Annotated in this window: 23 protein-coding genes and 1 rRNA gene; 12 read left to right on the top strand and 12 right to left on the bottom strand. The window is 49.5% G+C overall.

The window, feature by feature from the left end; all coding sequences use genetic code 11:
- The first annotated feature begins 62 nt into the window (after positions 1-62).
- From sfsA to panC, 7 genes are all read left to right on the top strand, one after another.
- Positions 63-770: a DNA/RNA nuclease SfsA gene (sfsA, locus tag CWE22_RS11530; RefSeq protein ID WP_169931647.1), complete on the top strand. Its 708-nt coding sequence runs from the start codon at positions 63-65 to the stop codon at positions 768-770.
- Between the two features lie 129 nt (positions 771-899).
- Positions 900-1352 carry an RNA polymerase-binding protein DksA gene (gene dksA / locus CWE22_RS11525; protein WP_169931646.1) on the top strand — a complete coding sequence of 151 codons (453 nt, stop codon included), beginning with the start codon at positions 900-902 and terminating at the stop codon, positions 1350-1352.
- A 1-nt stretch (position 1353) separates the two neighbouring features.
- Positions 1354-2211 (top strand): tRNA glutamyl-Q(34) synthetase GluQRS, encoded by an 858-nt coding sequence (gene gluQRS, locus CWE22_RS11520; protein ID WP_169931645.1) that lies wholly within the window; start codon positions 1354-1356, stop codon positions 2209-2211.
- Positions 2212-2312: 101 nt separating this feature from the next.
- Positions 2313-3698 carry a polynucleotide adenylyltransferase PcnB gene (pcnB, locus tag CWE22_RS11515; RefSeq protein ID WP_169931644.1) on the top strand — a complete coding sequence of 462 codons (1386 nt, stop codon included), beginning with the start codon at positions 2313-2315 and terminating at the stop codon, positions 3696-3698.
- Between the two features lie 6 nt (positions 3699-3704).
- Positions 3705-4184, top strand: a complete 480-nt coding sequence (gene folK, locus CWE22_RS11510; RefSeq protein WP_169931643.1) for a 2-amino-4-hydroxy-6-hydroxymethyldihydropteridine diphosphokinase — start codon at positions 3705-3707, stop codon at positions 4182-4184.
- Between the two features lie 48 nt (positions 4185-4232).
- Complete coding sequence (gene panB, locus CWE22_RS11505) at positions 4233-5027, top strand: 3-methyl-2-oxobutanoate hydroxymethyltransferase (RefSeq protein WP_169931642.1); 795 nt, start codon at positions 4233-4235, stop codon at positions 5025-5027.
- An 18-nt stretch (positions 5028-5045) separates the two neighbouring features.
- Positions 5046-5882: a pantoate--beta-alanine ligase gene (panC, locus tag CWE22_RS11500; RefSeq protein WP_169931641.1), complete on the top strand. Its 837-nt coding sequence runs from the start codon at positions 5046-5048 to the stop codon at positions 5880-5882.
- On the opposite strand, the gene panP is transcribed toward panC, so the two are convergent.
- From panP to mpl, 6 genes are read right to left on the bottom strand one after another with little or no spacing between them, the layout of a single operon-like run.
- Positions 5879-7528 carry a pyridoxal-dependent aspartate 1-decarboxylase PanP gene (gene panP / locus CWE22_RS11495; RefSeq protein ID WP_169931640.1) on the bottom strand — a complete coding sequence of 550 codons (1650 nt, stop codon included), beginning with the start codon at positions 7526-7528 and terminating at the stop codon, positions 5879-5881. The two genes, panC and panP, sit on opposite strands and share 4 nt — an antisense overlap.
- A 41-nt stretch (positions 7529-7569) precedes the next feature.
- Positions 7570-8274: a tRNA (guanine(46)-N(7))-methyltransferase TrmB gene (gene trmB, locus CWE22_RS11490; protein ID WP_244596070.1), complete on the bottom strand. Its 705-nt coding sequence runs from the start codon at positions 8272-8274 to the stop codon at positions 7570-7572.
- A complete protein-coding gene (locus CWE22_RS11485) occupies positions 8271-9047 on the bottom strand; it encodes an ABC transporter permease (RefSeq protein ID WP_169931639.1) in 777 nt (258 codons plus the stop codon). Before CWE22_RS11485 ends, trmB begins: the two co-directional genes overlap by 4 nt.
- Positions 9044-10021 (bottom strand): ABC transporter ATP-binding protein, encoded by a 978-nt coding sequence (locus CWE22_RS11480; RefSeq protein WP_169931638.1) that lies wholly within the window; start codon positions 10019-10021, stop codon positions 9044-9046. Before CWE22_RS11480 ends, CWE22_RS11485 begins: the two co-directional genes overlap by 4 nt.
- 6 nt (positions 10022-10027) lie before the next feature.
- A complete protein-coding gene (locus CWE22_RS11475; protein ID WP_169931637.1) occupies positions 10028-10639 on the bottom strand; it encodes a flavin prenyltransferase UbiX in 612 nt (203 codons plus the stop codon).
- 5 nt (positions 10640-10644) lie between these two features.
- A complete protein-coding gene (gene mpl / locus CWE22_RS11470) occupies positions 10645-11991 on the bottom strand; it encodes a UDP-N-acetylmuramate:L-alanyl-gamma-D-glutamyl-meso-diaminopimelate ligase (protein WP_169931636.1) in 1347 nt (448 codons plus the stop codon).
- 216 nt (positions 11992-12207) lie between these two features.
- Here mpl and CWE22_RS11465 point away from each other — a divergent pair, with 216 nt between their 5' ends.
- The 5 genes from CWE22_RS11465 to CWE22_RS11445 all read left to right on the top strand — a co-directional run bounded on the left by CWE22_RS11465 (position 12208) and on the right by CWE22_RS11445 (position 16274).
- Positions 12208-13182, top strand: coding sequence for a class 1 fructose-bisphosphatase (locus tag CWE22_RS11465; RefSeq protein WP_169931681.1), 975 nt, complete (start codon positions 12208-12210; stop codon positions 13180-13182).
- Positions 13183-13252: 70 nt separating this feature from the next.
- Positions 13253-13783 carry an inorganic diphosphatase gene (ppa, locus tag CWE22_RS11460; RefSeq protein ID WP_169931635.1) on the top strand — a complete coding sequence of 177 codons (531 nt, stop codon included), beginning with the start codon at positions 13253-13255 and terminating at the stop codon, positions 13781-13783.
- Between the two features lie 4 nt (positions 13784-13787).
- Positions 13788-14504, top strand: a complete 717-nt coding sequence (locus CWE22_RS11455) for an ABC transporter ATP-binding protein (RefSeq protein ID WP_169931634.1) — start codon at positions 13788-13790, stop codon at positions 14502-14504.
- The gene (locus CWE22_RS11450) at positions 14497-15786 is read left to right on the top strand and encodes an ABC transporter permease (protein ID WP_169931633.1); all 1290 of its coding nucleotides are present in this window, start codon (positions 14497-14499) and stop codon (positions 15784-15786) included. Before CWE22_RS11455 ends, CWE22_RS11450 begins: the two co-directional genes overlap by 8 nt.
- Entirely contained in the window at positions 15783-16274 is a 492-nt protein-coding gene (locus tag CWE22_RS11445) for a DUF3299 domain-containing protein (protein ID WP_169931632.1), read from the top strand. Before CWE22_RS11450 ends, CWE22_RS11445 begins: the two co-directional genes overlap by 4 nt.
- 18 nt (positions 16275-16292) lie before the next feature.
- Here the strand turns inward: CWE22_RS11445 and CWE22_RS11440 are convergent, their stop codons facing one another.
- The 6 genes from CWE22_RS11440 to rrf all read right to left on the bottom strand — a co-directional run.
- Positions 16293-17054 (bottom strand): TIGR04219 family outer membrane beta-barrel protein, encoded by a 762-nt coding sequence (locus CWE22_RS11440; protein ID WP_169931631.1) that lies wholly within the window; start codon positions 17052-17054, stop codon positions 16293-16295.
- A gap of 13 nt (positions 17055-17067) precedes the next feature.
- A complete protein-coding gene (locus tag CWE22_RS11435; protein WP_169931630.1) occupies positions 17068-17493 on the bottom strand; it encodes a copper chaperone PCu(A)C in 426 nt (141 codons plus the stop codon).
- Between the two features lie 38 nt (positions 17494-17531).
- The gene (locus CWE22_RS11430; protein WP_169931629.1) at positions 17532-17843 is read right to left on the bottom strand and encodes a hypothetical protein; all 312 of its coding nucleotides are present in this window, start codon (positions 17841-17843) and stop codon (positions 17532-17534) included.
- Positions 17844-17853: 10 nt separating this feature from the next.
- Entirely contained in the window at positions 17854-18522 is a 669-nt protein-coding gene (locus CWE22_RS11425) for a PspA/IM30 family protein (RefSeq protein ID WP_169931628.1), read from the bottom strand.
- A 201-nt stretch (positions 18523-18723) separates the two neighbouring features.
- The gene (locus CWE22_RS11420; RefSeq protein ID WP_169931627.1) at positions 18724-21159 is read right to left on the bottom strand and encodes a TonB-dependent receptor plug domain-containing protein; all 2436 of its coding nucleotides are present in this window, start codon (positions 21157-21159) and stop codon (positions 18724-18726) included.
- A gap of 249 nt (positions 21160-21408) precedes the next feature.
- Positions 21409-21494 (bottom strand): 5S ribosomal RNA (gene rrf, locus CWE22_RS12220); the annotation flags it as partial.

Below are 21494 nucleotides of genomic sequence, written 5' to 3'. Positions count from 1 at the left end.
GACACAGCTCCCAGTATGTTTGCGAATTCTTTCTATGGTATCCAACCAGTGTGGGGCTGACAATGAAGTTTATCAAGCCACTTATCGGCGCAAGGCTGGAAAAACGCTACAAACGCTTTTTAGCGGACGTGAAACTGGAACATGACGGCACGGAACTCACTGCCCATTGTCCTAACACCGGCGCAATGACAGGTTGCGCTGAACCCGGCATGCGCGTTTGGTTAAGTGACTCCAATAATCCCAAACGAAAATATCGCTATACCTGGGAGTTAGCAGAAACCAGCACAGGTGATCGCATCTGCATTCACACGCACCGCGCGAATACGGTGGCTGGCGAAGCATTACAACAAGGCTTGGTACCTGCATATGCTGACGTAAAAGCATGGCGCGCTGAAGTAAAATATGGCAGCGATAATCGCAGAATTGACTGGATTGGTGAGGATACTGAAGGCCGCTCTGTCTATATTGAGGTCAAAAGTGTCACGCTTGCAGAATCGACAGGTGACGGCTTCTTCCCAGATACCACCAGCATCCGCGCAACCCAACATCTCCATAGTCTGATCGAGATGACCTCCGCAGGACATCGCGCAGGTGTTCTGTATGTTGTTCTCCATAGTGGGATCGAGCGCGTCAGTGCTGCTGCGCATATCGACCCGACCTACGCAGACACAGTGGCGTTGGCTCGTACCCATGGTGTCCAGTTTCATGCGTTGCAATGTGCTATTTCACAACATGGGATTGATCCGGTTGGGGAGCTTCCCGTAATGTAGTGCACACTCTCACGGGCAACTTTTACGGGCAAGGAAGCGCATCCCGTTACGAATAAAAAATTGCGCTAGTTTTTAGATTCTGGTATACAGTTTGCCCTTTTCGACAATGTCTCATACAGGAGATCCATAATGCCTCAAGGAACGCCGAAGAAAACCCATGGCATTCTGGCGCTAGCCGGCTTAGAGCCCTATGAAGAGAAGGCTGGCGAAGAGTATATGAATGAGAAACAACGCGCGCACTTTAAAAAGATTTTGGAAGTGTGGCGTACGCAACTTCGTGAAGAAGTCGATCGCACCGTTCACCATATGAAAGATGAAGCAGCCAACTTTCCTGATCCTGTCGATCGCGCAGCGCAAGAAGAAGAGTTCAGCTTAGAACTGCGCACTCGTGACCGTGAACGCAAGCTCATCAAGAAAATTGAAAAGACGTTGCAAAAAATTGAAGCAGATGACTTTGGCTTCTGCGATAGCTGCGGAATCGAAATCGGTATCCGTCGTCTGGAAGCGCGTCCAACAGCCGATCAATGTGTCGATTGTAAAACGCTTGCGGAAATCAAAGAGAAGCAAATGACCGGCGCCTAATATGGCCGCTCGCTACCAGTATTGTGGTCGTTTTGCCCCGACCCCGTCGGGGCCTCTTCATTTTGGCTCACTCGTAGCCGCCCTCGCCAGTTACCTAGATGCAAAAGCTCAACAAGGTCGATGGTTAGTTCGCATCGAAGATATTGATACGCCGCGCGCAGTTGCCGGTGCTGACCAACAGATACTCGAACAACTCGACCAACACGGTCTGCATTGGGACGGCGAAGTGCTCTATCAGAGTCAGCGTCATGACCGTTATCACTCCGCCCTCGAACAATTAACCCAGCAGCAACTGACGTATCGGTGTATCTGCACACGTCGTGAAATTAAAGCGCGTGGTCCGTTCTACACAGGCATTTGTCGAGCACACGACTATACGCAAGAGCAAGCGCCGCGCGCAGCCATTCGATTTAAAAATGACTCACCACAATTAAGTTTCCACGATCGCATTGCCGGCTCAGTAACCATTGAACCTGATTTTGGCAGAGAAGATTTTGTCTTGTTTCGCCGTGATGGGCTGTTTACTTATCAGCTTGCTGTGGTCGTCGATGATATTGAGCAAGAAGTTACCGATATTGTTCGGGGTGCTGATTTACTTACTGCCAGTAGTTGGCAACTTGCCTTGTGGAATACACTGGCGGGACGGCAACCTGTATTCGCTCATGTTCCGGTTGCCGTCGATTCCAAAGGTCGCAAATTATCGAAGCAAAACCATGCGCCAGCGTTGCAATCGAATCAATGTCTAGCCCAACTGCAACAGGCAGCAGAGTTTCTTGGTTTAGGTAGGCTCGAAGCAACTACCAAAGAGCGTTTTATCGAGCAAGCAATTCGTGCGTGGCAAACGAAGTATCTTCCCTGACATCAGCAGGCACGCTACAATAGCCTTCTTTTTAAACAACCGTCATTCTTGCTGGAGACGACGTTATCATTAAACGGATCAAAGCACTTGCGCAGCGCGCAATGAAGCGCCAACCGGATGCTCAAGGGTTACCTGCTAATATTCTCGCGAAACCTATTGTGGTGACTCGCGATCAACACCCGATCTCTCGCAAAGCTATTCCCGAGCACGCGCTAAAAGTATTGTATCGGCTTCACAACGCAGGATTCGAAGCCTATCTTGTGGGTGGTTGCGTTCGTGATTTATTACTCGGTTTAGAACCGAAAGACTTTGATGTAGCGACCAACGCAAAGCCAGAGCAAGTTCGTGGACTATTCCGGAATTGTCGCCTCGTCGGGCGTCGCTTTCGCCTGGCTCATGTAGTATTCGGGCGCGAAATTATTGAAGTGGCAACATTCCGCGGCCACCACGAAGTCGAAACCGATGAACAATCAGCGAAAGTAGCCAAAGCTGATGATGAAGGGATGTTGGTTCGTGACAATGTGTACGGCACCATTGAGGAAGACGCCCAGCGCCGCGACTTCACCGTCAATGCCCTGTACTACAATATTGCAGATTTCGCGATTTATGACTTTGCCAATGGCGTCAAAGATTTGAATGCTGGCGTCTTGCGAATGATTGGTGATGCGGATCAACGTTATCGCGAAGATCCCGTACGGATGCTCCGCGCCATAAGGTTTGCCACCAAACTCAGTATGCGCATGGATAGCAGCGTTGAAGCGCCTATTCGACAGCTTGCACCGCTGTTGCAAAACATCCCTGCTGCGCGTTTGTTTGAAGAAGTCTTGAAAATGTTCGCTGCCGGCAAAGGTGTCGCCAATTTCGAGATGTTGAGTGACTACCACCTATTTCAGCAATTGTTCCCGCTGCTCAAAAACTACATCAAAGAACCCGATGAAGCGCCTTATCAGATGATTCGACAGACCTTTGCGGATACCGATGAGCGGATTCGAAATGATCAACGCATCACTCCCGCTTATTTGTTTGCCGCACTGTTATGGTGGCCGCTGCAAGCACGCATGGAAATTCTGATGGCGGAGAGTGGATTACCACCAGTCGATGCTATGAATTTGGCTGCTGCAGATGTATTTGGTAAGCAAGTACAAACAGTTGCAGTACCCAAACGGTTCAGTATTCCAGCTCGAGAAATTTGGCAATTACAACAACGCATGGAGCGCGCTCGCGGTAAACGCATTCAGTCATTGCTGACCCATCCGCGTTTCCGCGCTGCTTACGACTTCTTATTGTTGCGCGCCAAAACCGCAACCCCCGCTGAGCAACAACACTTGCAACAGCAGGCTGACTTTTGGACTCAGCAACAAGCGAAGTTTCCAGGAGCAGTCGCGACAGCGAGAAATGCTCACTCGGCAGAAGACAGCGCTGCGCCGAAGAAAAAACGCGGTCGCCGCGGTGGGCGCCGCCGCAAACCTCGCACCGACTCGGATTAAATAGCTGTGGCACGCATTTATATAGCGGTTGGGGGTAATCTCGGCGACCCGTTGCAGACTGTGCGTGACGCCATCTATACCTTGCAGAATCACTCCGCATTGACGGCGGTAGCGGCGTCATCTTGCTATCGTAGCAAACCGATGGGGCCACAAGATCAACCGGACTACGTGAATGCGGTGGTTGCTGCTGACACCCAATTAGCGCCACTGGAAGTATTGGACGCGCTACAAGCGGTTGAGCAAGAGTTTGGTCGCCAACGTCAACGCCGTTGGGGTGAACGGACGTTGGATTTGGACTTGCTCCTGTATGCCAACCTCATTTATCAAGATGATCGGCTCACCCTGCCCCATCCTGGGCTCGAAGTGCGTGATTTTGTGGTGCTACCATTATACGAACTTGTGCCTAACTTGACGTTACCCAATGGCAAGCGTTTGCAAGACTGTTTAGCGAGCGTCGCCGATCATGATTTGCAGAAAATTAACTGATACAATCAGCCCCTCACTAGGACACATGACACACAGCAGGAGTCATTTATGGCCGCGACGACCATTGCTACCCTCAATAAAATGAAAGCAAACGGCGACAAAATTGTCTCGATCACTGCCTATGACTCTAGCTTCGCTAAACTATTTGACAGCTGTGGCATGGATTTCATGTTAGTCGGTGACTCACTCGGGAATGTCATTCAAGGCGCCAGCTCCACTCTTCCTGTAACTATTGCCGATGTTGCCTACCACACCCGCTGTGTTCGTAACGGCGCGCCAAACGCGTTTGTGATTGCTGATATGCCGTTTATGTCTTATAGCACTCCTGCGCAAGCCTACACGGAAGCCGCTGAGCTCATGCGAACCGGCGCAAATATGGTCAAGCTTGAGGGTGGTGAGTGGCTCATTGAAACCATTCGAGGTTTAGTTGAACGTGGCGTACCGGTCTGTGCACACTTGGGATTGCTGCCGCAATCTGTGAATGTATTGGGTGGCTACAAGGTGCAAGGTCGTGAACAATCAGCGGCAGAACAAACGGTTCGGCACGCACTCGCTTTACAAGAAGCCGGAGCGCAACTATTAGTTTTGGAGTGCGTTCCCAGTGAATTAGCAGAGTTGATCAGCACGAAACTGCATATTCCAGTGATTGGAATTGGAGCGGGTAAAGACTGTGATGGGCAAATTCTTGTCATGCACGACATGCTCGGTATGAACAGTGATTACCTCCCGAAATTCGTTAAAAACTTTCTCGCCGAGTCCGGCTCACTCGAAGCCGCTGTTCGCCTTTACATTGATGAAGTGAAAGCAGGCACCTTCCCCGGCGCAGAACATACGTTCTCATAACCAAACGGACACTCATTCATGCAGGTTCTGAAAAGTCTTGACGAACTCCGTGCTTGGCGCAGCCTTCTTGAGGGCTCCGTTGCGTTAGTACCGACCATGGGGAACTTACACGAAGGACACTTGAAGTTAGTCGATATGGCTCAGCAACAAGCCGACCACGTTGTCGTCAGTATTTTCGTAAACCCCATGCAGTTTGGCAAAAATGAGGATCTGGACGCCTATCCGCGTACCTTTGACGCCGATTGCGCTGCCCTGATTGAACGCGGCACGGCAGCAGTCTTTGCGCCCACGGTCGCCGATGTATATCCACGAGGTTTAGCGGAACAGACGTCCATCGAGGTACCGGGTATTTCAGATATTCTCTGCGGCGCCAGCCGTCCTGGACACTTTCGTGGTGTTGCAACCATCGTGGCCAAGCTATTTAATATGGTACAGCCTGACGTCGCTATTTTTGGCGAGAAAGACTTTCAACAGCTCCAAGTCATTCGGTTAATGACGGCAGATTTGAGCATGTCGGTTACTGTTCTAGGCATGCCAACAGAGCGCGCCGACGATGGTCTTGCCTTGAGTTCGCGAAACGGCTACTTGTCCGAGTCGGAACGTGCGCAAGCACCGATTATCTATCAAACACTCCAACAATCCGCCGCCGTGATACAACAAGGTATGGTGATTGAAACTGCTGAACAGCAAGCTCGGGAAATCTTATCTCAGCAAGGTTTACGCATTGATTATGTCGAAGTGCGCCGACGCTCAGATCTACAAAGTCCGCAGCCTGAAGACCGTGAATTGGTGATGTTAGTGGCCGCGTTCTTAGGGAAGACGCGCTTAATCGATAACCTCGCGTTTGACCGCTAATCGCGAATCAACCCGAGTTCCCGCATTTCAGTAAACAAAGCTGCACGCAAGCTCATGGCTTGCGACGCAATGTCTCTTTGCTCTTGTAGGATTTCTTCGAGCATCGCAGTGGTCGTCAACGGATTCGCCAGAACCACACGGAACACCACTGTTGGCTCCCGATGATAATGTGCTGGTAATAACTTCGTACGCGATACGAAAGAGTTCCCCGTCTCCCGTTGGCGTTTTTGAATAAACCGCGTTAGCGCGTTTAAATGCGGGGTAATACGGCGGATTTGCTCTGGTGTCGCCGCTTGAATTGCTTGGCGCATTCGTGCTGGCACAAAACGATAGGTCAAAATACATAATTTGGGATCGGTGATGACCTCAAAATCCGGTTGCTGACGAATCAGCTCGGCAAAATGTTTGGCTTTATCGATACTTTGATCAATCAGCAACTCGTAACCACGTCGGCCCATGACATGCAATGCTGAATAAACCAGCATCGCCATACCTGGACGAGAGCCTTCCATGGTGTGAGCACCCAAGTCTTTCGAGCCATGGCGAATCACATACTCAGCATGATGTTCAATCGCACGAACCATGCTCGGATCACGGAACAAGACCATGCCAGCGCCCATGGGCACATACATTTGCTTGTGGGCATCAATGGTTACTGTATCGGCGCGCTCGACCCCGGCCAACAAATGACGATGGGTGGATGACATCAAGGTTGCTCCACCCCAAGCAGCATCGACATGGAAGTGAGCGCCAATTTCTTCAGCGTAGTCGGCCAGCTCTGGCAATGGGTCGATATGCCCAGTTTCGGTTGCACCGCCCACACCAATAATGGCGAGCACCCGGCCGCCGTCCGCAGCGACCTTTTCACAGGCTTCGCGTAACTTATCAATACGAATACGATTGTGTTCATCGGTAGGAATCGCGACTAAGTTTTTACGACCAATACCTAACACGTCGGCTGCCTTAGCCAGTGAATAATGACCACGCTCAGACACCATCACCGTCAAACGCTTGTAGCCATAATGTGCCAAACCAGCGGCTAACCCTTCGTTGGCAATACCAGCAAAGTTCGCATCAGGCTTCAGTAACAAGTTACGAGCCACCCACAAAGCCGTAATGTTGGCCACCGTACCACCTGAGCACATCGCACCCAGTGAATGCTGCGCACTGTGCATCCAGCGTTGATAAAAAGCATCATCGCGTTGGTAAACCAAGTGGTGCAACATCCCCAGAACATTCCGTTCAAGCGGCGTGAAGGCTTTCGACGTCTCAATTTTAACGAGGTTCTGATTGAGTCCGACCATCAGTTTGGCCAATGGCATAAGGAAGTACGGTAAGGCCGACGTCATGTGCCCAATAAAGCGAGGCGAGGACGTATGGACGGAATGCGCCACGAGGTTATTTAATAGGAATTCGGTGTGGTCAGAAACATAACGTGGGCTTTCGGGCACCTGACTGGCGCAAAAGCTCTGCTCTATTTCATGTAGCGGCTTCTCGCGAGCAACAATATGCTCACCCAAGAATCCCATGAGATTCTCAGACAAATGCTTTTCGATTTTCCCCAAAGTAGAATCCGGCGCCTCTGGAATCGTGAAGATTTTCAGTAGCGCTTCTTGACTCACTTCAGCAAAAACTGGATCGCTCAAGCCATATTCCTTGTGTGGTTCGGTGCCATCAATCGAGCCGACTATTCTGCCTCGATTGCGGGGAAATAGCGACCATCTTCCGGCAAATGTGCACGTAATTCCCACAGTAATTGTTTACTGCGTTGGTATTTACGCTCAAACGGCGTGATCGGTTGATGCGTTAACAGCAGTGGTTGCACTGCCGCGGCGCAGTTCACAATAGCTAAACTGCTGGCTACTTCGGTTAAGTAAATACTCCAATTCGATCGCATGACCAGCTCACCACCCAGCGCGATGACATAAGGCCAGACTGGACTGCCATGCCAACGTCGTGACAAATGCGCTGCTTTCGGCCACGGATTTGGGTACAAAATGTAGTGCTTGTGCAACTGCCAATTGGCTTCCACAGCCAACCGCCAAAAGTCATTTAAATCGGCCCGCACTAGAACGTACTGTTGCCCAGCCCCAGCAGTCTCATAATGCGCATGACGCGCCAGCCGATGAGATGACTTATCGACCCCAATAACTAGCGCATCTGGGTGTTGCTCCGCTAACCATGCGGTGCTCTCGCCAACGCCACAGCAGGAGTCCAGAATTATCGGCCCGGTCCAGTCTGCAACTAGCTTCTGGACTTGCGCGAACGCTTCTCGATTGTGCTCCTGAATCGGCTTCCGAAACGGCGACCGCAAGTGCCGCATCACAATAGTGGTGAGGTCCTCATGGTTGCCATTTTGGTTCGTCGTTACGGCTCGAGACTCTACATTCACGAGCGAATTCCCGTACCACGCTGCAGCAGCGTATACGCGGTCACGAAGAACAGTACGTTAAACCCGACGATGACGCCCATCGCCAAACTAATGTTGACGTCGGAAATCCCGAGGAAGCCGTAACGAAACGCATTCACCATGTACAACACTGGGTTGAACTGAGCAACGCTCTCCCAAATTCCTGGGAGCAAGCCAATACTAAAGAATACGCCACCCAAATACGTTAAAGGTGTCAGGACAAAGGTCGGTACAATTGAAATATCGTCAAAGGTTTTGGCAAAAACTGCATTCACGAGACCGCCCAATGAGAACAGCGTAGAGGTCAGAATAACGGTTAACAGCAAGATGCCCGCATGATGGATCTGGACGTTCTCGACAAATAAAAACGATACCAAAGTCACAATAACAGCAACAATTAACGCACGCGCCAAACCACCGCCCACATAGCCAGCAATAATGACCGAAGTCGATACCGGAGCAACCAACATCTCTTCGATGTTGCGCTGAAATTTAGCGCTAAAGAACGACGAAGCTACGTTGGAATAGGAGTTAGTTATGATGGACATCATAATCAAACCAGGCACAATGAATTCCATGTACGGCCGACCACCCATCTCACCAATGCGCTCACCCACAATGCTGCCGAAAATCACGAAGTACAGCGTCATGGTGATTGCCGGTGGCACCAGGGTTTGCACCCAAATACGGAGAAACCGAGTGCACTCTTTAATCCAAATAGTTTTTAATGCGGTGTAGTTATAGCCACTGCTCATGATGCCGCTCCTGCTTTTGCTGCCTGCTTCGCTGCAGTATTTGCTGCTGTAGTCGCGCGTCCTTTCTCCACCATCTTGACGAACAGCTCCTCGAGTCGATTGGCCTTGTTGCGCATCGACATCACTTTCACTTGCTGCGCGGATAGCTGCTCAAAGACTTTATTCAATCCTTGGCTCTTCTCAACATCCACTTCAATCGTATGTTCGTCGGTGACTTTATGTTTGAAGCCATCTAAGGTGATGTCCTCAACTTTGATGTTAGCGAATTCGAGATCCAGTACGAATGTCTCCATGTTCAGCGTCGCTAATAAGCGTTTGATTGAGGTGTTTTCGACAATCTCACCCGAGTCGATAATGGCGATGTTCCGGCACAAGGTTTCTGCTTCTTCCAAATAGTGTGTCGTCAAAATGATGGTTATACCCTGCTTGTTAATTTGCTCAAGGTAGTCCCACATGCTGCGGCGCAATTCGATATCAACACCTGCGGTCGGTTCATCTAGAATCAATAACTTAGGTTCATGCAGCAGTGCGCGGGCAATCATTAAGCGCCGCTTCATCCCGCCGGATAACATTCTTGCCGCCGAGTTGCGCTTATCCCATAAACCGAGTTGCTTGAGGTACTTTTCTGAACGTTCCATCGCAACAGAACGCGCTACACCGTAATATCCGGCTTGATTCACGACAATTTGACGGACCGTTTCAAACTGATTGAAATTGAACTCTTGCGGCACTAAACCAATTTGACGTTTGAGCTCGACCAACTGCGTATCGAGGTCATACCCGAATACGCTGACACTGCCTGCAGTTTTATTCACCAGCGATGCGATGACACCAATGGTGGTCGATTTCCCTGCTCCATTAGGTCCCAGCAATGCAAAAAAGTCGCCCTCATTCACGTCAAGGTCGATACCTTTCAGTGCTTCAAAGCCACCTTTGTAGGTTTTCCGCAACCCACGAATCGATAACGCTTTCATGTGTGCTTATTGCTCCTTTCCGTAGCCCCAACGAGGCTGAATTGTTTGCTCCAGACCTAAATGGTCGAGCACGCGCGCCACAACAAAATCAACTAAATCGGCAATACTTTGCGGTTGATGATAAAAACCAGGAGCCGCTGGCATAATAGTGACGCCTAATCGCGCCAATTTTAACATGTTCTCGAGATGAATGGCGGAAAGCGGCATTTCTCTTGGCACTAAAATGAGTTGCCCACGCTCTTTCAAAATGACGTCTGCCGCACGTTCAATCAAATTATCACTGGCGCCACTAGCAATCGCTGATAGCGTGCCGGTCGAGCAAGGACATACAACCATCTGCTTCGGCGCCGCAGAGCCAGACGCCACCGGTGAGAACCACTCTTCTTTACCATACACATGCAGTTGCTCGGCACTGACTTGAAAGTACTCGCGCATCGCTTCAGCTTGTGCCGCCGGGGCTGCCGGTAACTGCCAATTGATTTCGGTGGCGAAGACGACTCGCGCTGCGCTCGACATCAATACATGCACTGTTTGTTGTTGCGCCAACAGACACTCGATAAGTCGCACCGCATAAGGCGCACCGGAAGCTCCGGTAATCGCAACAGTAATGGCTGCCATGATGGTTATTCCTGTAGTTGAAGTTGCTCGAGCAAGCGCTGGTGGATATTACCAAAACCACCGTTACTCATCAGCAAGACATGATCGTGTGGTTGCAGGATACGCGCGAGTTCCGCGAGAAGTTCATCCACCGAGTGCCCCACAAAAGCCTGCGGCACAGCTTCACCGAATTGCCATGAACTGCCCTCGGGCTGAAGCACCAGAATTGAGTCTGCCGCCTGTAACGAGTCAGCAAGTGTATCTTGATGAATACCCAGCTTCATCGTATTCGAGCGCGGCTCTAATACTGCAACAATACGAGCAGTACCGACTTTTTTTCGCAACCCATCGAGCGTGGTGGCAATAGCGGTTGGATGATGAGCAAAATCATCATAAACCGTGATGTGATTCACACACCCTTTCACTTCGAGACGTCGTTTCGGTGTTTGAAAGGCACTGAGCCCGACACAAGCTGTCGCGCATGGCACGCCAACATGGTGTGCAGCGGCAATAGCCATTAAGGCGTTGTTTACATTGTGCAAACCAATCAGCGACCAGTTCACGCGCCCCTGCACCTGCCCTTGGTAAAGCACATCAAAGGCACTGCCGTCGGCGTGAATAAGTTCTGCCGACCAGTCACCCTGTTGTCCGACCGTCGCCAAGTCACTCCAACAGCCCATTTTCAGTACGTCGCTGATGGCTTGATCCTGTTTTGGCACCAAGACTTGTCCATAGCCAGGAACAATCCGCAGCAAATGGTGGAATTGCTTTTGAATGGCCGCAAGGTCTGGGAAAATATCCGCGTGATCGTACTCGAGGTTATTGAGGATCAACGTAGATGGGCAGTAGTGTACAAACTTAGAGCGCTTATCAAAAAAGGCGGTGTCGTATTCATCGGCTTCAATGACAAAAAAGTTACTCGAAGTTAGCCGTGCCGACGCATTAAAGTTAGGTAGCACGCCGCCAATAATAAAACTGGGCTCAAGGCCTGCATAATCCAACAACCAAGCAAGCATGCTGGAGGTAGTGGTTTTACCATGTGTCCCCGCTACTGCTAGCACCCATTTATGCTGCAAAATCTCGTCATGCAACCACTGTGCACCGGAAACATAGGGGATGCGCTGGTTGAGCATCTCCTCCACCGCCGCGTTGCCGCGACTCAAGGCATTGCCAACAATCACTAAATCTGGACGTGGTTCAAACTGCTCCGCGTCATAACCTTCATAGAGTTCAATACCTAGGCTGCGCAATTGGTCACTCATCGGCGGGTACACCTGCGCATCACTGCCTGTCACGTGATGTCCAGAGGCTTTTGCTAATGCCGCGATACCGCCCATAAACGTGCCGCAAATGCCAAGAATATGAATATGCATGATGAGTCAAAAATCCTTCTACGAGGCCTATCGCGCTGCCATTCGAAGTCCAGAGCGCTGAAAAATTGCCTTAGTGTAGCATGCAGTCGTAATTCCGTAAGATTCAGGACAGGCATTTTGCTGAAAATTGCGGTAAACTTACGCGCGTTTTTCGAATACCCAAACATGAGCACGCCGTCGTGGTCATCCATTTCAGAACGTAAGCATGAGGGTTATATGCAGCGCCTAATTCCGACACTGCGCAACGACCAGGTTGACGAAGCCTTAATTTCTGTCATCAATACCCTGCAAATTTGTGCCAAAGAAATCTCTTTCCGCTGCGGTCAAGGCAAGCTTGCCGGCGTTCTTGGCTCTACTTTGGATGAAAATATCCAAGGGGAAACGCAAAAGAAACTGGACGTATTGGCCAATCAACTCCTCAAGGATATTTTGCTGGAATGTAAGCATGTGCGCGCCGTCGCGTCTGAAGAAGAGGAAGGCATCGTAGGCGGGACTCTCGATGGCCGTTACTTAGTGGCATTCGATCCACTCGACGGCAGCTCCAATATCGATATTAATTCAATGGTCGGGACTATTTTCTCAGTCTTGCCTGCCCCCGCTGAGCCTGGCGCCGAAGTCGATATGTTTTTGCAGCCCGGCTCCAACCAAGTCGCAGCAGGTTATATTTTGTATGGCCCGCGCACCATGTTGGTATTCACCACGGGTAAAGGCGTGAAAATGTTCACCCTCGACCAAACCGTTGGTGAATTTTTGCTGACCGAAGCTGATGTCACTATTGCTGAAACAACTACTGAGTTTGCGATCAATATGTCAAATCACCGACATTGGCAGCCTGGCATGCGCCGTTATATCGATGATTTGTTGCTCGGCAAAGCAGGACCGCGCAATAAAGACTTTAACATGCGCTGGGTAGCCGCCATGGTTGCCGACGTGCACCGGGTCCTAACCCGCGGTGGGCTCTTTACTTATCCATGGGATAGTCGCAAGGCCAATAAGCCATTCAAATTACGCCTGATGTACGAAGGAAACCCGATGGCGTGGCTGGTGGAGCAAGCGGGTGGCTTGGCGGATACCGGAGAAGGACGAATACTCGATATTCAGCCAACCGATATTCATCAGCGTTGTGGCGTTATTTTGGGCTCTCGCGACGAAGTAACCACTTGCTTACAATACTTAAAGGGTTCGCAATAGCGCGCTCCAGCTATATAATAGCGACCAATTTTATTTCATTAGTTACCAAGTTTGATAAACAGGAACCATCATGAGCTTGAATAAGGTACCCGCAGGCAAAAATCTGCCTGACGAAGTGAACGTAATCATCGAAATCCCTGCCAATGCAGCACCCATCAAATATGAGGTCGATAAAGACTCAGGTGCATTGTGGGTTGATCGTTTTATGTCGACGCCAATGTTTTACCCAGCTAACTATGGCTATGTAAACGATACCTTGTCCTTAGATGGTGACCCAGTTGACATATTAGTTCCGACTCCATACCCACTGCAAGCTGGTTCTGTGATCACCGTTCGTCCTGTTGGCGTATTGAAAATGACTGACGAAAAAGGCGAAGACGCAAAAGTGATTGGCGTACCCGTAAGCAGCTTGACCAAAGAATACGACCACATCAAAGATGTGAACGATTTACCTGAGTTGCTGAAGGCGCAAATCACGCACTTCTTCGAGCGTTACAAAGAGCTGGAAAAAGGCAAGTGGGTGAAAGTTGAAGGCTGGGGCGATATCAAAGAAGCCAAAGAAGAAATCCAATCATCGTTTGATCGCGCACAAGCGAAGTAAAACGATGTCAGACTGCTGCGTTGCCATACATGGGTTAACCTTTGCGTGGCCTGGCGCGCAGCAGCCTGTTCTGGCCATCCCGCAGTGGTCAGTCAATAAAGGCGAACGGGTGTTAGTACGCGGCGCCAGTGGCTCTGGAAAATCAACGTTACTGAGCTTGATTGCAGGAATTCATTCCGCATCAAGTGGGTATATAAAAGTACTGGACCATGATCTAAGTACTCTGAGTCAACGTCAGCGCGACCGCCTCCGCGCCAATGAGATTGGCTATATTTTTCAGCAGTTTAATTTACTCCCTTATTTATCCGCACAACAAAACGTTGAACTAGCCGTGCAGTTCGCTCCGGCACGTCGTCAACGTATTGCGCAGCGTGGACAAACCGTTGCCGAAGCGGCGACAACCTTATTGAACCATCTGGGATTAACTGACGCTCAACAACAGCAGTCAGCACAGACATTGAGCGTTGGTCAGCAGCAACGGGTGGCGGCTGCGCGAGCCTTGCTGGGGGCTCCTGCTCTGATTATTGCCGATGAGCCCACATCAGCACTCGACGAAAGTCACCGCAATGAGTTCATTAACCTGTTGTTTCAAGAGTGCGCAGAGCAAGGCAGCACTTTGTTGTTCGTGACCCATGACGCTACTCTTGCCACACAGTTCCCACAGGTTGTCGAATTAAGTGAACTCAATACGGCGCCTCAGCAGGGAGAAGCGGATGTTTAAATTAGCACTCGCCAGTCTCTGGAACCGCCGGACAACCGCCTGGTTGACGGTTTTATCTATCGCGATCAGTACGATTTTATTGCTTGGCGTTGAGCGTGTTCGGGTGCAAGCACAACAAAACTTCGCCAACACTATTAGCGGTACTGACCTGATTGTTGGCGCACGTACTGGCTCAACTCAATTGCTACTCAGCAGTGTGTTTCATATTGGCGCACTCACCAACACATTAAGTTGGAATAGCTATCAGCACCTACAACAGCTTCCCGGAGTGGCTTGGACTATTCCCATGGCGATGGGTGATAGTGTGCGTGGTTATCCAGTTGTGGCCACGAATACCGATTGGTTTGCGCATTTCCAGTATGGGCAACAGCAAAATCTCAAGTTCGCCGCTGGGTCTGCATTTTCGGTATTGGATACTGCCGTTCTTGGTGCTGACGTTGCTGACAAACTAGGTCTCGACGTTGGCGACCCTCTAACGGTGTCGCATGGCAGCGGCGGTATGAGTTTCTCGGACCACGATGAGCATCCGTTCCAAATTCAAGGGATTTTAGCCCGAACCGGTACCCCAATAGATCAAGCTGTCTATATCCCGCTGGAGGGACTCGGTCTGGTGCATGGAGAGTATCAGCCGGCTGATGATGAACATGGCCCTAATCATGAGCATGAGCATGAACATGAGCATGAACATGAGCATGAACATTCAGATTCAATCACTGCAGAACCGCCGGTCTATACCTTGAGTGCGGTGCTCATTGGGCTTGAATCCAAGCCGTTGGCATTGCGATTAGTGCGTGACATCAATACCTATCGTGGTGAGCCACTGACCGCCATTATGCCAGGGCTTGCACTGCAAGAATTTTGGCGAACGCTGCAACTGTTCGAACGCGCTTTATTGATCATTTCGGTGCTCGTGGTCATTACCGGGCTATTCGGTATGCTCACCACTTTGCTCGCCAGTTTACGTGAACGTCGGCGTGAAATGGCGGTCTTACGATCATTAGGCGCAGGACCGTTCACCCTGTTTGGCTTATTGGTCAGTGAGGCGATAGTATTGACCGCAATTGGTGTTAGTGTTGGCGTCGGGCTCTTGTTTACAGTGCTTGCGCTTGCAGCACCTTGGTTCCAAGCAACCTTAGGATTCGTCGTCAGCCCAAGTTGGTTGAGCAGCACCGAGTGGCTGTACTTAGGGCTTATTCTGAGCGCCGCTATTTTAATGAGTTTCATTCCCGCGTGGCGAGCCTATCGTAACGCATTAGCAGATGGATTAACGGTAAAATTATGAAGCGTTTTGCAGTTCTTTTAATGACCTTGACGAGCCTCTTAATTGGCAGCCCAATGGTGCAAGCAGAAGAGTACGTGAATACACCGTGGAAAGAGCTTATTCCGGAAGGTTACAAGCCACCACCTGTACGCAGTCAGGCGTTTTATGACGCCAATCCAGAGTTAGCAAATCAGCCGGAGCTTGATGCACCCGTGGTTGAAGCTTTGCACAACAAAAAGGTCAAGATCCCCGGGTATGTCGTACAGTTGGAAGGCGACGCGACCAAAGTCACACAGTTCCTGTTAGTCCCTTACTTTGGCGCTTGTATTCATGTGCCACCGCCACCACCGAATCAAATCATCGAAGTCGATTTTCCAGACGGCGTTCCTTACGAAAATACGTTTGATGCGGTTTGGGTTGAGGGCACTTTGAGTGTTGAACGCAAAGAAGGGGATATTGCGGTAGTGGGTTACACCATGGATGCAGTGACAGTGACGCCCTACTACTAGGGCGTCATCAGAGATCATTTAGAAATGGATTTCGAGGCCGAGATAGGGGCCTTTGAATGAGATATCAGAATACAAACCGTCAGCGTCATCGAGTTCAATCTGCATATCGCGATAACCAAGCTGTAAATTCAAATAAATAGCTAGGTTTTCAATCAAGCGGTACTCAATACCTGCCTCAACGTCGCGGATGCTACTGTCGTCAATGCTGATCGCATTCGCGAGCGCATAAAGCGTTAAATCTGTTGCTGGAATACCAACGCGCACTTGCGAGTACAAGGTTGGTACCCAACCGTCACCGCTTGCTTCGTTATTGTTGTTTCCTTGACGAAACGCCAACGCACCATCAACGCGTTTCGCAGTTGCACCGAAGTCAAAACTAATCAGGTCGTTGTCAAAAAACTCGTAATACAAAGTAAAATCAGTATGCGACAGATCAACCATACCAGCGACTGTTGAGCCCGCCGTGTACGTTTGACCATTGAAGCTGTAATTCTGGTCGAGCGTCACAGTTCCCATTGCTTGAATATCATTGACTCGCACTTTTACATTCGGTACCAATGGAATCGGATGCTCGACAGCCACGTAATAACTGCCTTGCTGTTCATCGTCAAAATTAAATGTCTGTTGCTGACGGTCGGTACCATAAGCGCCAGAGCTTTGCGTATCCCAATATTGACCACCTGCATACACGCCAAAAATGGTGTCGGCCTGTGCACTGGTTACGGTCAGTAATGCTAGCGGAGCCAGCCATTGCAGTGTTTTCAATCGTCCGTTTTTCATATCTTTGCTCCTGTTATTCAATGGCTCTAACTTCGGCAGTGACCGCTTTCCGATCGCCGTCAGAGAAGATGAGTTCGAGACCAATTTCTTGGCCGACTTGGAATGGCTCTTTGACACCAAACATCATGACGTGAAAGCTACCTGGACGAAAAATGACGGTCTCACCAACGTCGATCATTAATTCAGGAACTCGACGCATCCGCATCATGCCGTCGTTCATGACATGCTCATGAATTTCAGCAGCACGAGCAGCTTCAGTAGCTGCGCCAGTGAGGGTAATAGCGGTGGTTCCAACATTGGTTAACGTCAAATACCCAGCACCGTTTTCGGTGCCAGGTATCGACTCTTTTATCCATGCATTTGAGATTTCAACATCTGCTGCGAGGGCCCAGGGAGAGGCTAACCACAACATCGCTGCTATCCATCCAAATCGTTTCATTGATCCTGCTCCACATTTGGTTGTGTACAGGACCTATATTACACAGGTTTTGGACGCTTGCGCACCATTACATAGATAATTGCTGCTAACAATATAAAGGGCCAGAGCCAGCTAAACAGAGCAAACACTAACGCTCCTGCTGCGACCATCAGTGCGATAGCAATACTACCGCCAATCATAATCACCAAAGCGAACGCGGCGACCGCAACTGCAATGGTCACAAGACCTGTAACGCCGATACCGATGATAGTACCTAACACCGCACCAATCGCACCGAGGATCTCATCACCAAAAAGCATCAAACCGATAACCGCTGCGACAATCCACCACACTTTATGTGAGCTTTTCACGGAGTTCTCCTTAGGCTTTCTTACTTGATTTTGCTTTCAGTGCAGCCAGTTCAGTATCAATAGTCTCTGAGTGCTCTAAGTCACGGAACTGCTGCTCCAAACTTGGATTCGATGAGCCGATATCAAACGCTTCTAACTTCGCTTCGAGCTCTTCGACGCGACGCTCATAATTTTCATAACGACTCATGGCTGTATTCATAGCATCAGCCGATTTAAGTTGCTGTGAACGCAATTTCACCGCAACCGAATCAAGACGCTTGTGTAATTCGCGTTCTTTCATGCGAGCTTCAGTCAACTTGGCCTGCAAACGCTCAATGTCTGCGCTCAGTGGGGCGAGTTGATTCGCAACATAGTCGGCTTCTTTACCGAGCGACTCAAGACGTTGGGTTGCTTGAAGCTTATGCTCTAACGCAGCACGCGCAAGGTCATCGCGATCATGGTCCAGCGCTTTTTCTGCCTTGGCTTGCCACTGGCTGATTGATTTTTCGCAATTATCGCGCTCACGATCGATGCGCTTTTGTTCAGCGATTTGCTGTGCCGCCAAACCACGTAGTTCGACAATTGCTTCTTCCATTTCTTGAATCATCAAGCGCACCATTTTTTCAGGCTGTTCCGCTTTGTCTAGTAATGCATTGACGTTCGCTTGGATGATATCGCTAGCACGTGTGAAGATACTCATTGTTCACCTCTTCTATTTTGCAAATAAGTTATGTGTTGCCACTTGTCGATAACACTTATTCAATTCTCGTGCCAAGTTTAAAATTTCAAATTAATCTATTGTTTTAATTGACTTTAAATGGTGAACGGAGTGGGTTTCATGGATCAAAAAAGCCGCCAGTGATTGGCGGCTTTTCATACTATTTCGTCAATTAGACGATTTTTAGAATGCGTAGGTCACTTCTGCATAATAATAACCGCCATTGAAACCAAATGGCGCATTCGTGTTTGGATAAATGAAGATGCCATTGAACTGGTTTGAGGGATCTTGCTCATCCGGATACACATCAAACAAGTTCTGAACCCCCGCACTTAACGTCCACTGATCGTTGTAGCGATATTTAGCAGATAAGTCAGTAATCCACTTGCCACCAAAGGTAGTGCGTAGACCTGCATTGTTTTGCAACACATAATCGCCGAAGTAGTTAAACGCCAAGCGGGTTTGTAAATCACCCAAGTCATGCGTAAAGGCAACCGAACCACTGTTCCGAGGAACCGATTCAGTCATCCGCGTTTGCTCCACACCATCGAAGAGTTTGGTTTCGAGGCCATCTAGGATAGCGGGCAAATTGACGTCATCAATCTCGGTTTTGTTATAACCATACGCGGCTTGCACACCGAGTGTACCATTGCGACCCCAGTCGAAATCTTTAGTCAGTACCACATCGACACCCTGAGTAGTGGTATCAACGGCATTGATAAAGAAGCGCGCATTGTCAGCACCTGCAGCTGCAAGGGCATCAGCCACCGCTGGTGAATCACCCGGCACTAAAGAACTCGACAGAATGATGCGATCATCGACTGCAATCTGGAATGCATCAATGGTTAACGACAAACCATCCAGACCATTCCAAACCAAGCCCATGCTAAAGCTCTGTGACTCCTCAGCTTCTAAATTACCGAGTTCAAGCGCTTGAGCAACTGGGCTGATGTTATTAAATGTACCTGACTGTTCCGGGACCAATTCACCATCGCGATTAATAAATAACGTCGAGATGTTGGTGAAATAGATTTGCTGAACACTTGGTGCACGGAAGCCGGTATTGGCTGTCGCGCGAACCGCTAGCTCATCGGTGATATCATAACGTCCAGAAACCTTCCAACTGGTATTGCTGCCAAAGTCTGAATAATCTTCGTAGCGAACTGCTGCACCCCACTGGAAATTCGTGGTGAGCATGTTCTCGACCTCGGCATAGAATCCAACATTATCGCGTGATTCGTCGACTTCAGACTCTGGCTTAAACCCTGTAAAACCTTGGCTGCCCGCTGGACGATTATCGAAACCGCCGTTTTCATAAGAGGCAGGGTCGCCAGCTTCAATAATATAAGTATTTTCGCGATAGCTGATACCTGCGGCAATGGCCAAATCAGAATTGTTCGCGAACGGGATGAAACGCGAAAAATCGATGGACGCGTTGGTCTCTTCCAGCTTCAGTGTCCCAGCATCAAACTCAGTTGGACTGGTAGGCCCAAACGAAGCATTGATAGAGTTTTCGAGACGATACTGGAACTCACTCACACCCATGCCAGCACTGGCATCAACCTGCCATTCACCCAATGAGAAACGATAACCACCGGTAGTGGAAATATCTGAAGTTTCTGGAGAGAGCAGTGGTAAGAAGCCATCCGGATAAACTTCGATAATATTGCGATTATCCAGCGCGCGACGATAGAAAGCACCGGACTGAGACGTACGGTCACTAACGCCACCAAAGGCATATAGTTCACCGGTACTGAGCGGTAGATTGGCATTAAAGAATACGGATGTGTTATCAAATTCTGCATCACCCACATGATGACTCAGCCGATCAAATTCATCTTCACGCGGATCAGGCTCACCATTCACGAGTGGATATTGTTGGCGAGGGTCTAACCCTGCACGGTTAGTTTTGTTCTTGTTATGGAACTCAGCTGCAACCGTGAAATTACCACCATTTGGCAATTCGAAACCGACATTGCCGTGTAGTTTATATTGTTCACCATCGCCTTCGAAGGTTTGCCCGCCATTCAGCGTGATACTGCCACCTTCATACTGATCTTTCAGAACGATGTTGATAACACCTGCAATGGCATCAGAACCATATTGAGCCGCGGCTCCGTCGCGTAATACTTCAATACGCTTGATGGCGGAAATAGGAATCGCGTTCAAATCAACGTTTGAACTACCGCGCCCGGTGGTACCGTTTAAGTGAACCAGAGCACTACTGTGACGACGCTTACCATTAATCAAGACCAACGTATGATCCGGAGATAAACCACGTAACGATGCAGGTCGAACCGCATCAGAGCCATCGGTAATAGACGATGACGGGAAGTTAAAACTTGGCACTGCATATTGCAGTGCTCGAGCAGTCTCAGTGAGACCACTTGCAGCTAATTGTTCACCGGAAATGATATCAACCGGTGCGGTACCATCAGTTGCGGTTCGTACACTCAAGCGTGAACCGATAACGGTGATGCGTTCATCCGCAGCGACATCAGCCTCGGCATCCTGTGCTAACGCGCTAGTTGGTAATGTAAAAGCCGTGCCGAGCGCAAGAGGCGCCAACGCAAAAGGCAATTTGAAACGAAAATTTGGAGATCGAGTACGGTAATCCATTTTATCCTCACTCTTATTTCTGAATTGTAAGTACTGAAAGCATAGCGTGCGGCTTACAAAGTACATACACGAGTTTGGACTGAATTAGATCAGAATGGAATTAGACGAAAGACGAAAAGCGTTACTAGTTACTAGCTATTAGCTACTGGTTTGGCTTTGCGAGTAACTAATAGCTAGTAGCCAGTAGCGTGTGTGCGCAGCGCACATAAAAAAACCCCAGCCCATTGGGCTGAGGTTTGTTTATTTGAAGCCTGGCGGTGTCCTACTCTCACATGGGGAGACCCCACACTACCATCGGCGCTGAAGCGTTTCACGTCTGAGTTCGGAATGGAGTC

The sequence above is a fragment of the Pseudidiomarina aestuarii genome, assembly GCF_003987355.1.
Taxonomy (GTDB): Bacteria; Pseudomonadota; Gammaproteobacteria; order Enterobacterales; family Alteromonadaceae; genus Pseudidiomarina; species Pseudidiomarina aestuarii.
Note: the sequence above shows the minus strand (reverse complement) of the source record. Positions and strands in the feature narration are given on the sequence as shown.

Excerpts from the sequence above, each read along its gene's own strand:
- CWE22_RS11475 (WP_169931637.1), bottom strand. The coding sequence starts at position 10,639 with ATGGCAGCCATTACTGTTGCGATTACCGGAGCTTCCGGTGCGCCTTAT.
- CWE22_RS11480 (WP_169931638.1), bottom strand. The coding sequence starts at position 10,021 with ATGAAAGCGTTATCGATTCGTGGGTTGCGGAAAACCTACAAAGGTGGC.
- CWE22_RS11445 (WP_169931632.1), top strand. The coding sequence starts at position 15,783 with ATGAAGCGTTTTGCAGTTCTTTTAATGACCTTGACGAGCCTCTTAATT.
- CWE22_RS11485 (WP_169931639.1), bottom strand. The coding sequence starts at position 9,047 with ATGAGCAGTGGCTATAACTACACCGCATTAAAAACTATTTGGATTAAA.
- CWE22_RS11440 (WP_169931631.1), bottom strand. The coding sequence starts at position 17,054 with ATGAAAAACGGACGATTGAAAACACTGCAATGGCTGGCTCCGCTAGCA.
- CWE22_RS11465 (WP_169931681.1), top strand. The coding sequence starts at position 12,208 with ATGCAGCGCCTAATTCCGACACTGCGCAACGACCAGGTTGACGAAGCC.
- CWE22_RS11455 (WP_169931634.1), top strand. The coding sequence starts at position 13,788 with ATGTCAGACTGCTGCGTTGCCATACATGGGTTAACCTTTGCGTGGCCT.
- panC (WP_169931641.1), top strand. The coding sequence starts at position 5,046 with ATGCAGGTTCTGAAAAGTCTTGACGAACTCCGTGCTTGGCGCAGCCTT.
- CWE22_RS11450 (WP_169931633.1), top strand. The coding sequence starts at position 14,497 with ATGTTTAAATTAGCACTCGCCAGTCTCTGGAACCGCCGGACAACCGCC.
- CWE22_RS11425 (WP_169931628.1), bottom strand. The coding sequence starts at position 18,522 with ATGAGTATCTTCACACGTGCTAGCGATATCATCCAAGCGAACGTCAAT.
- CWE22_RS11435 (WP_169931630.1), bottom strand. The coding sequence starts at position 17,493 with ATGAAACGATTTGGATGGATAGCAGCGATGTTGTGGTTAGCCTCTCCC.
- dksA (WP_169931646.1), top strand. The coding sequence starts at position 900 with ATGCCTCAAGGAACGCCGAAGAAAACCCATGGCATTCTGGCGCTAGCC.
- gluQRS (WP_169931645.1), top strand. The coding sequence starts at position 1,354 with ATGGCCGCTCGCTACCAGTATTGTGGTCGTTTTGCCCCGACCCCGTCG.
- sfsA (WP_169931647.1), top strand. The coding sequence starts at position 63 with ATGAAGTTTATCAAGCCACTTATCGGCGCAAGGCTGGAAAAACGCTAC.
- CWE22_RS11420 (WP_169931627.1), bottom strand. The coding sequence starts at position 21,159 with ATGGATTACCGTACTCGATCTCCAAATTTTCGTTTCAAATTGCCTTTT.
- mpl (WP_169931636.1), bottom strand. The coding sequence starts at position 11,991 with ATGCATATTCATATTCTTGGCATTTGCGGCACGTTTATGGGCGGTATC.
- ppa (WP_169931635.1), top strand. The coding sequence starts at position 13,253 with ATGAGCTTGAATAAGGTACCCGCAGGCAAAAATCTGCCTGACGAAGTG.
- pcnB (WP_169931644.1), top strand. The coding sequence starts at position 2,313 with ATGAAGCGCCAACCGGATGCTCAAGGGTTACCTGCTAATATTCTCGCG.
- panB (WP_169931642.1), top strand. The coding sequence starts at position 4,233 with ATGGCCGCGACGACCATTGCTACCCTCAATAAAATGAAAGCAAACGGC.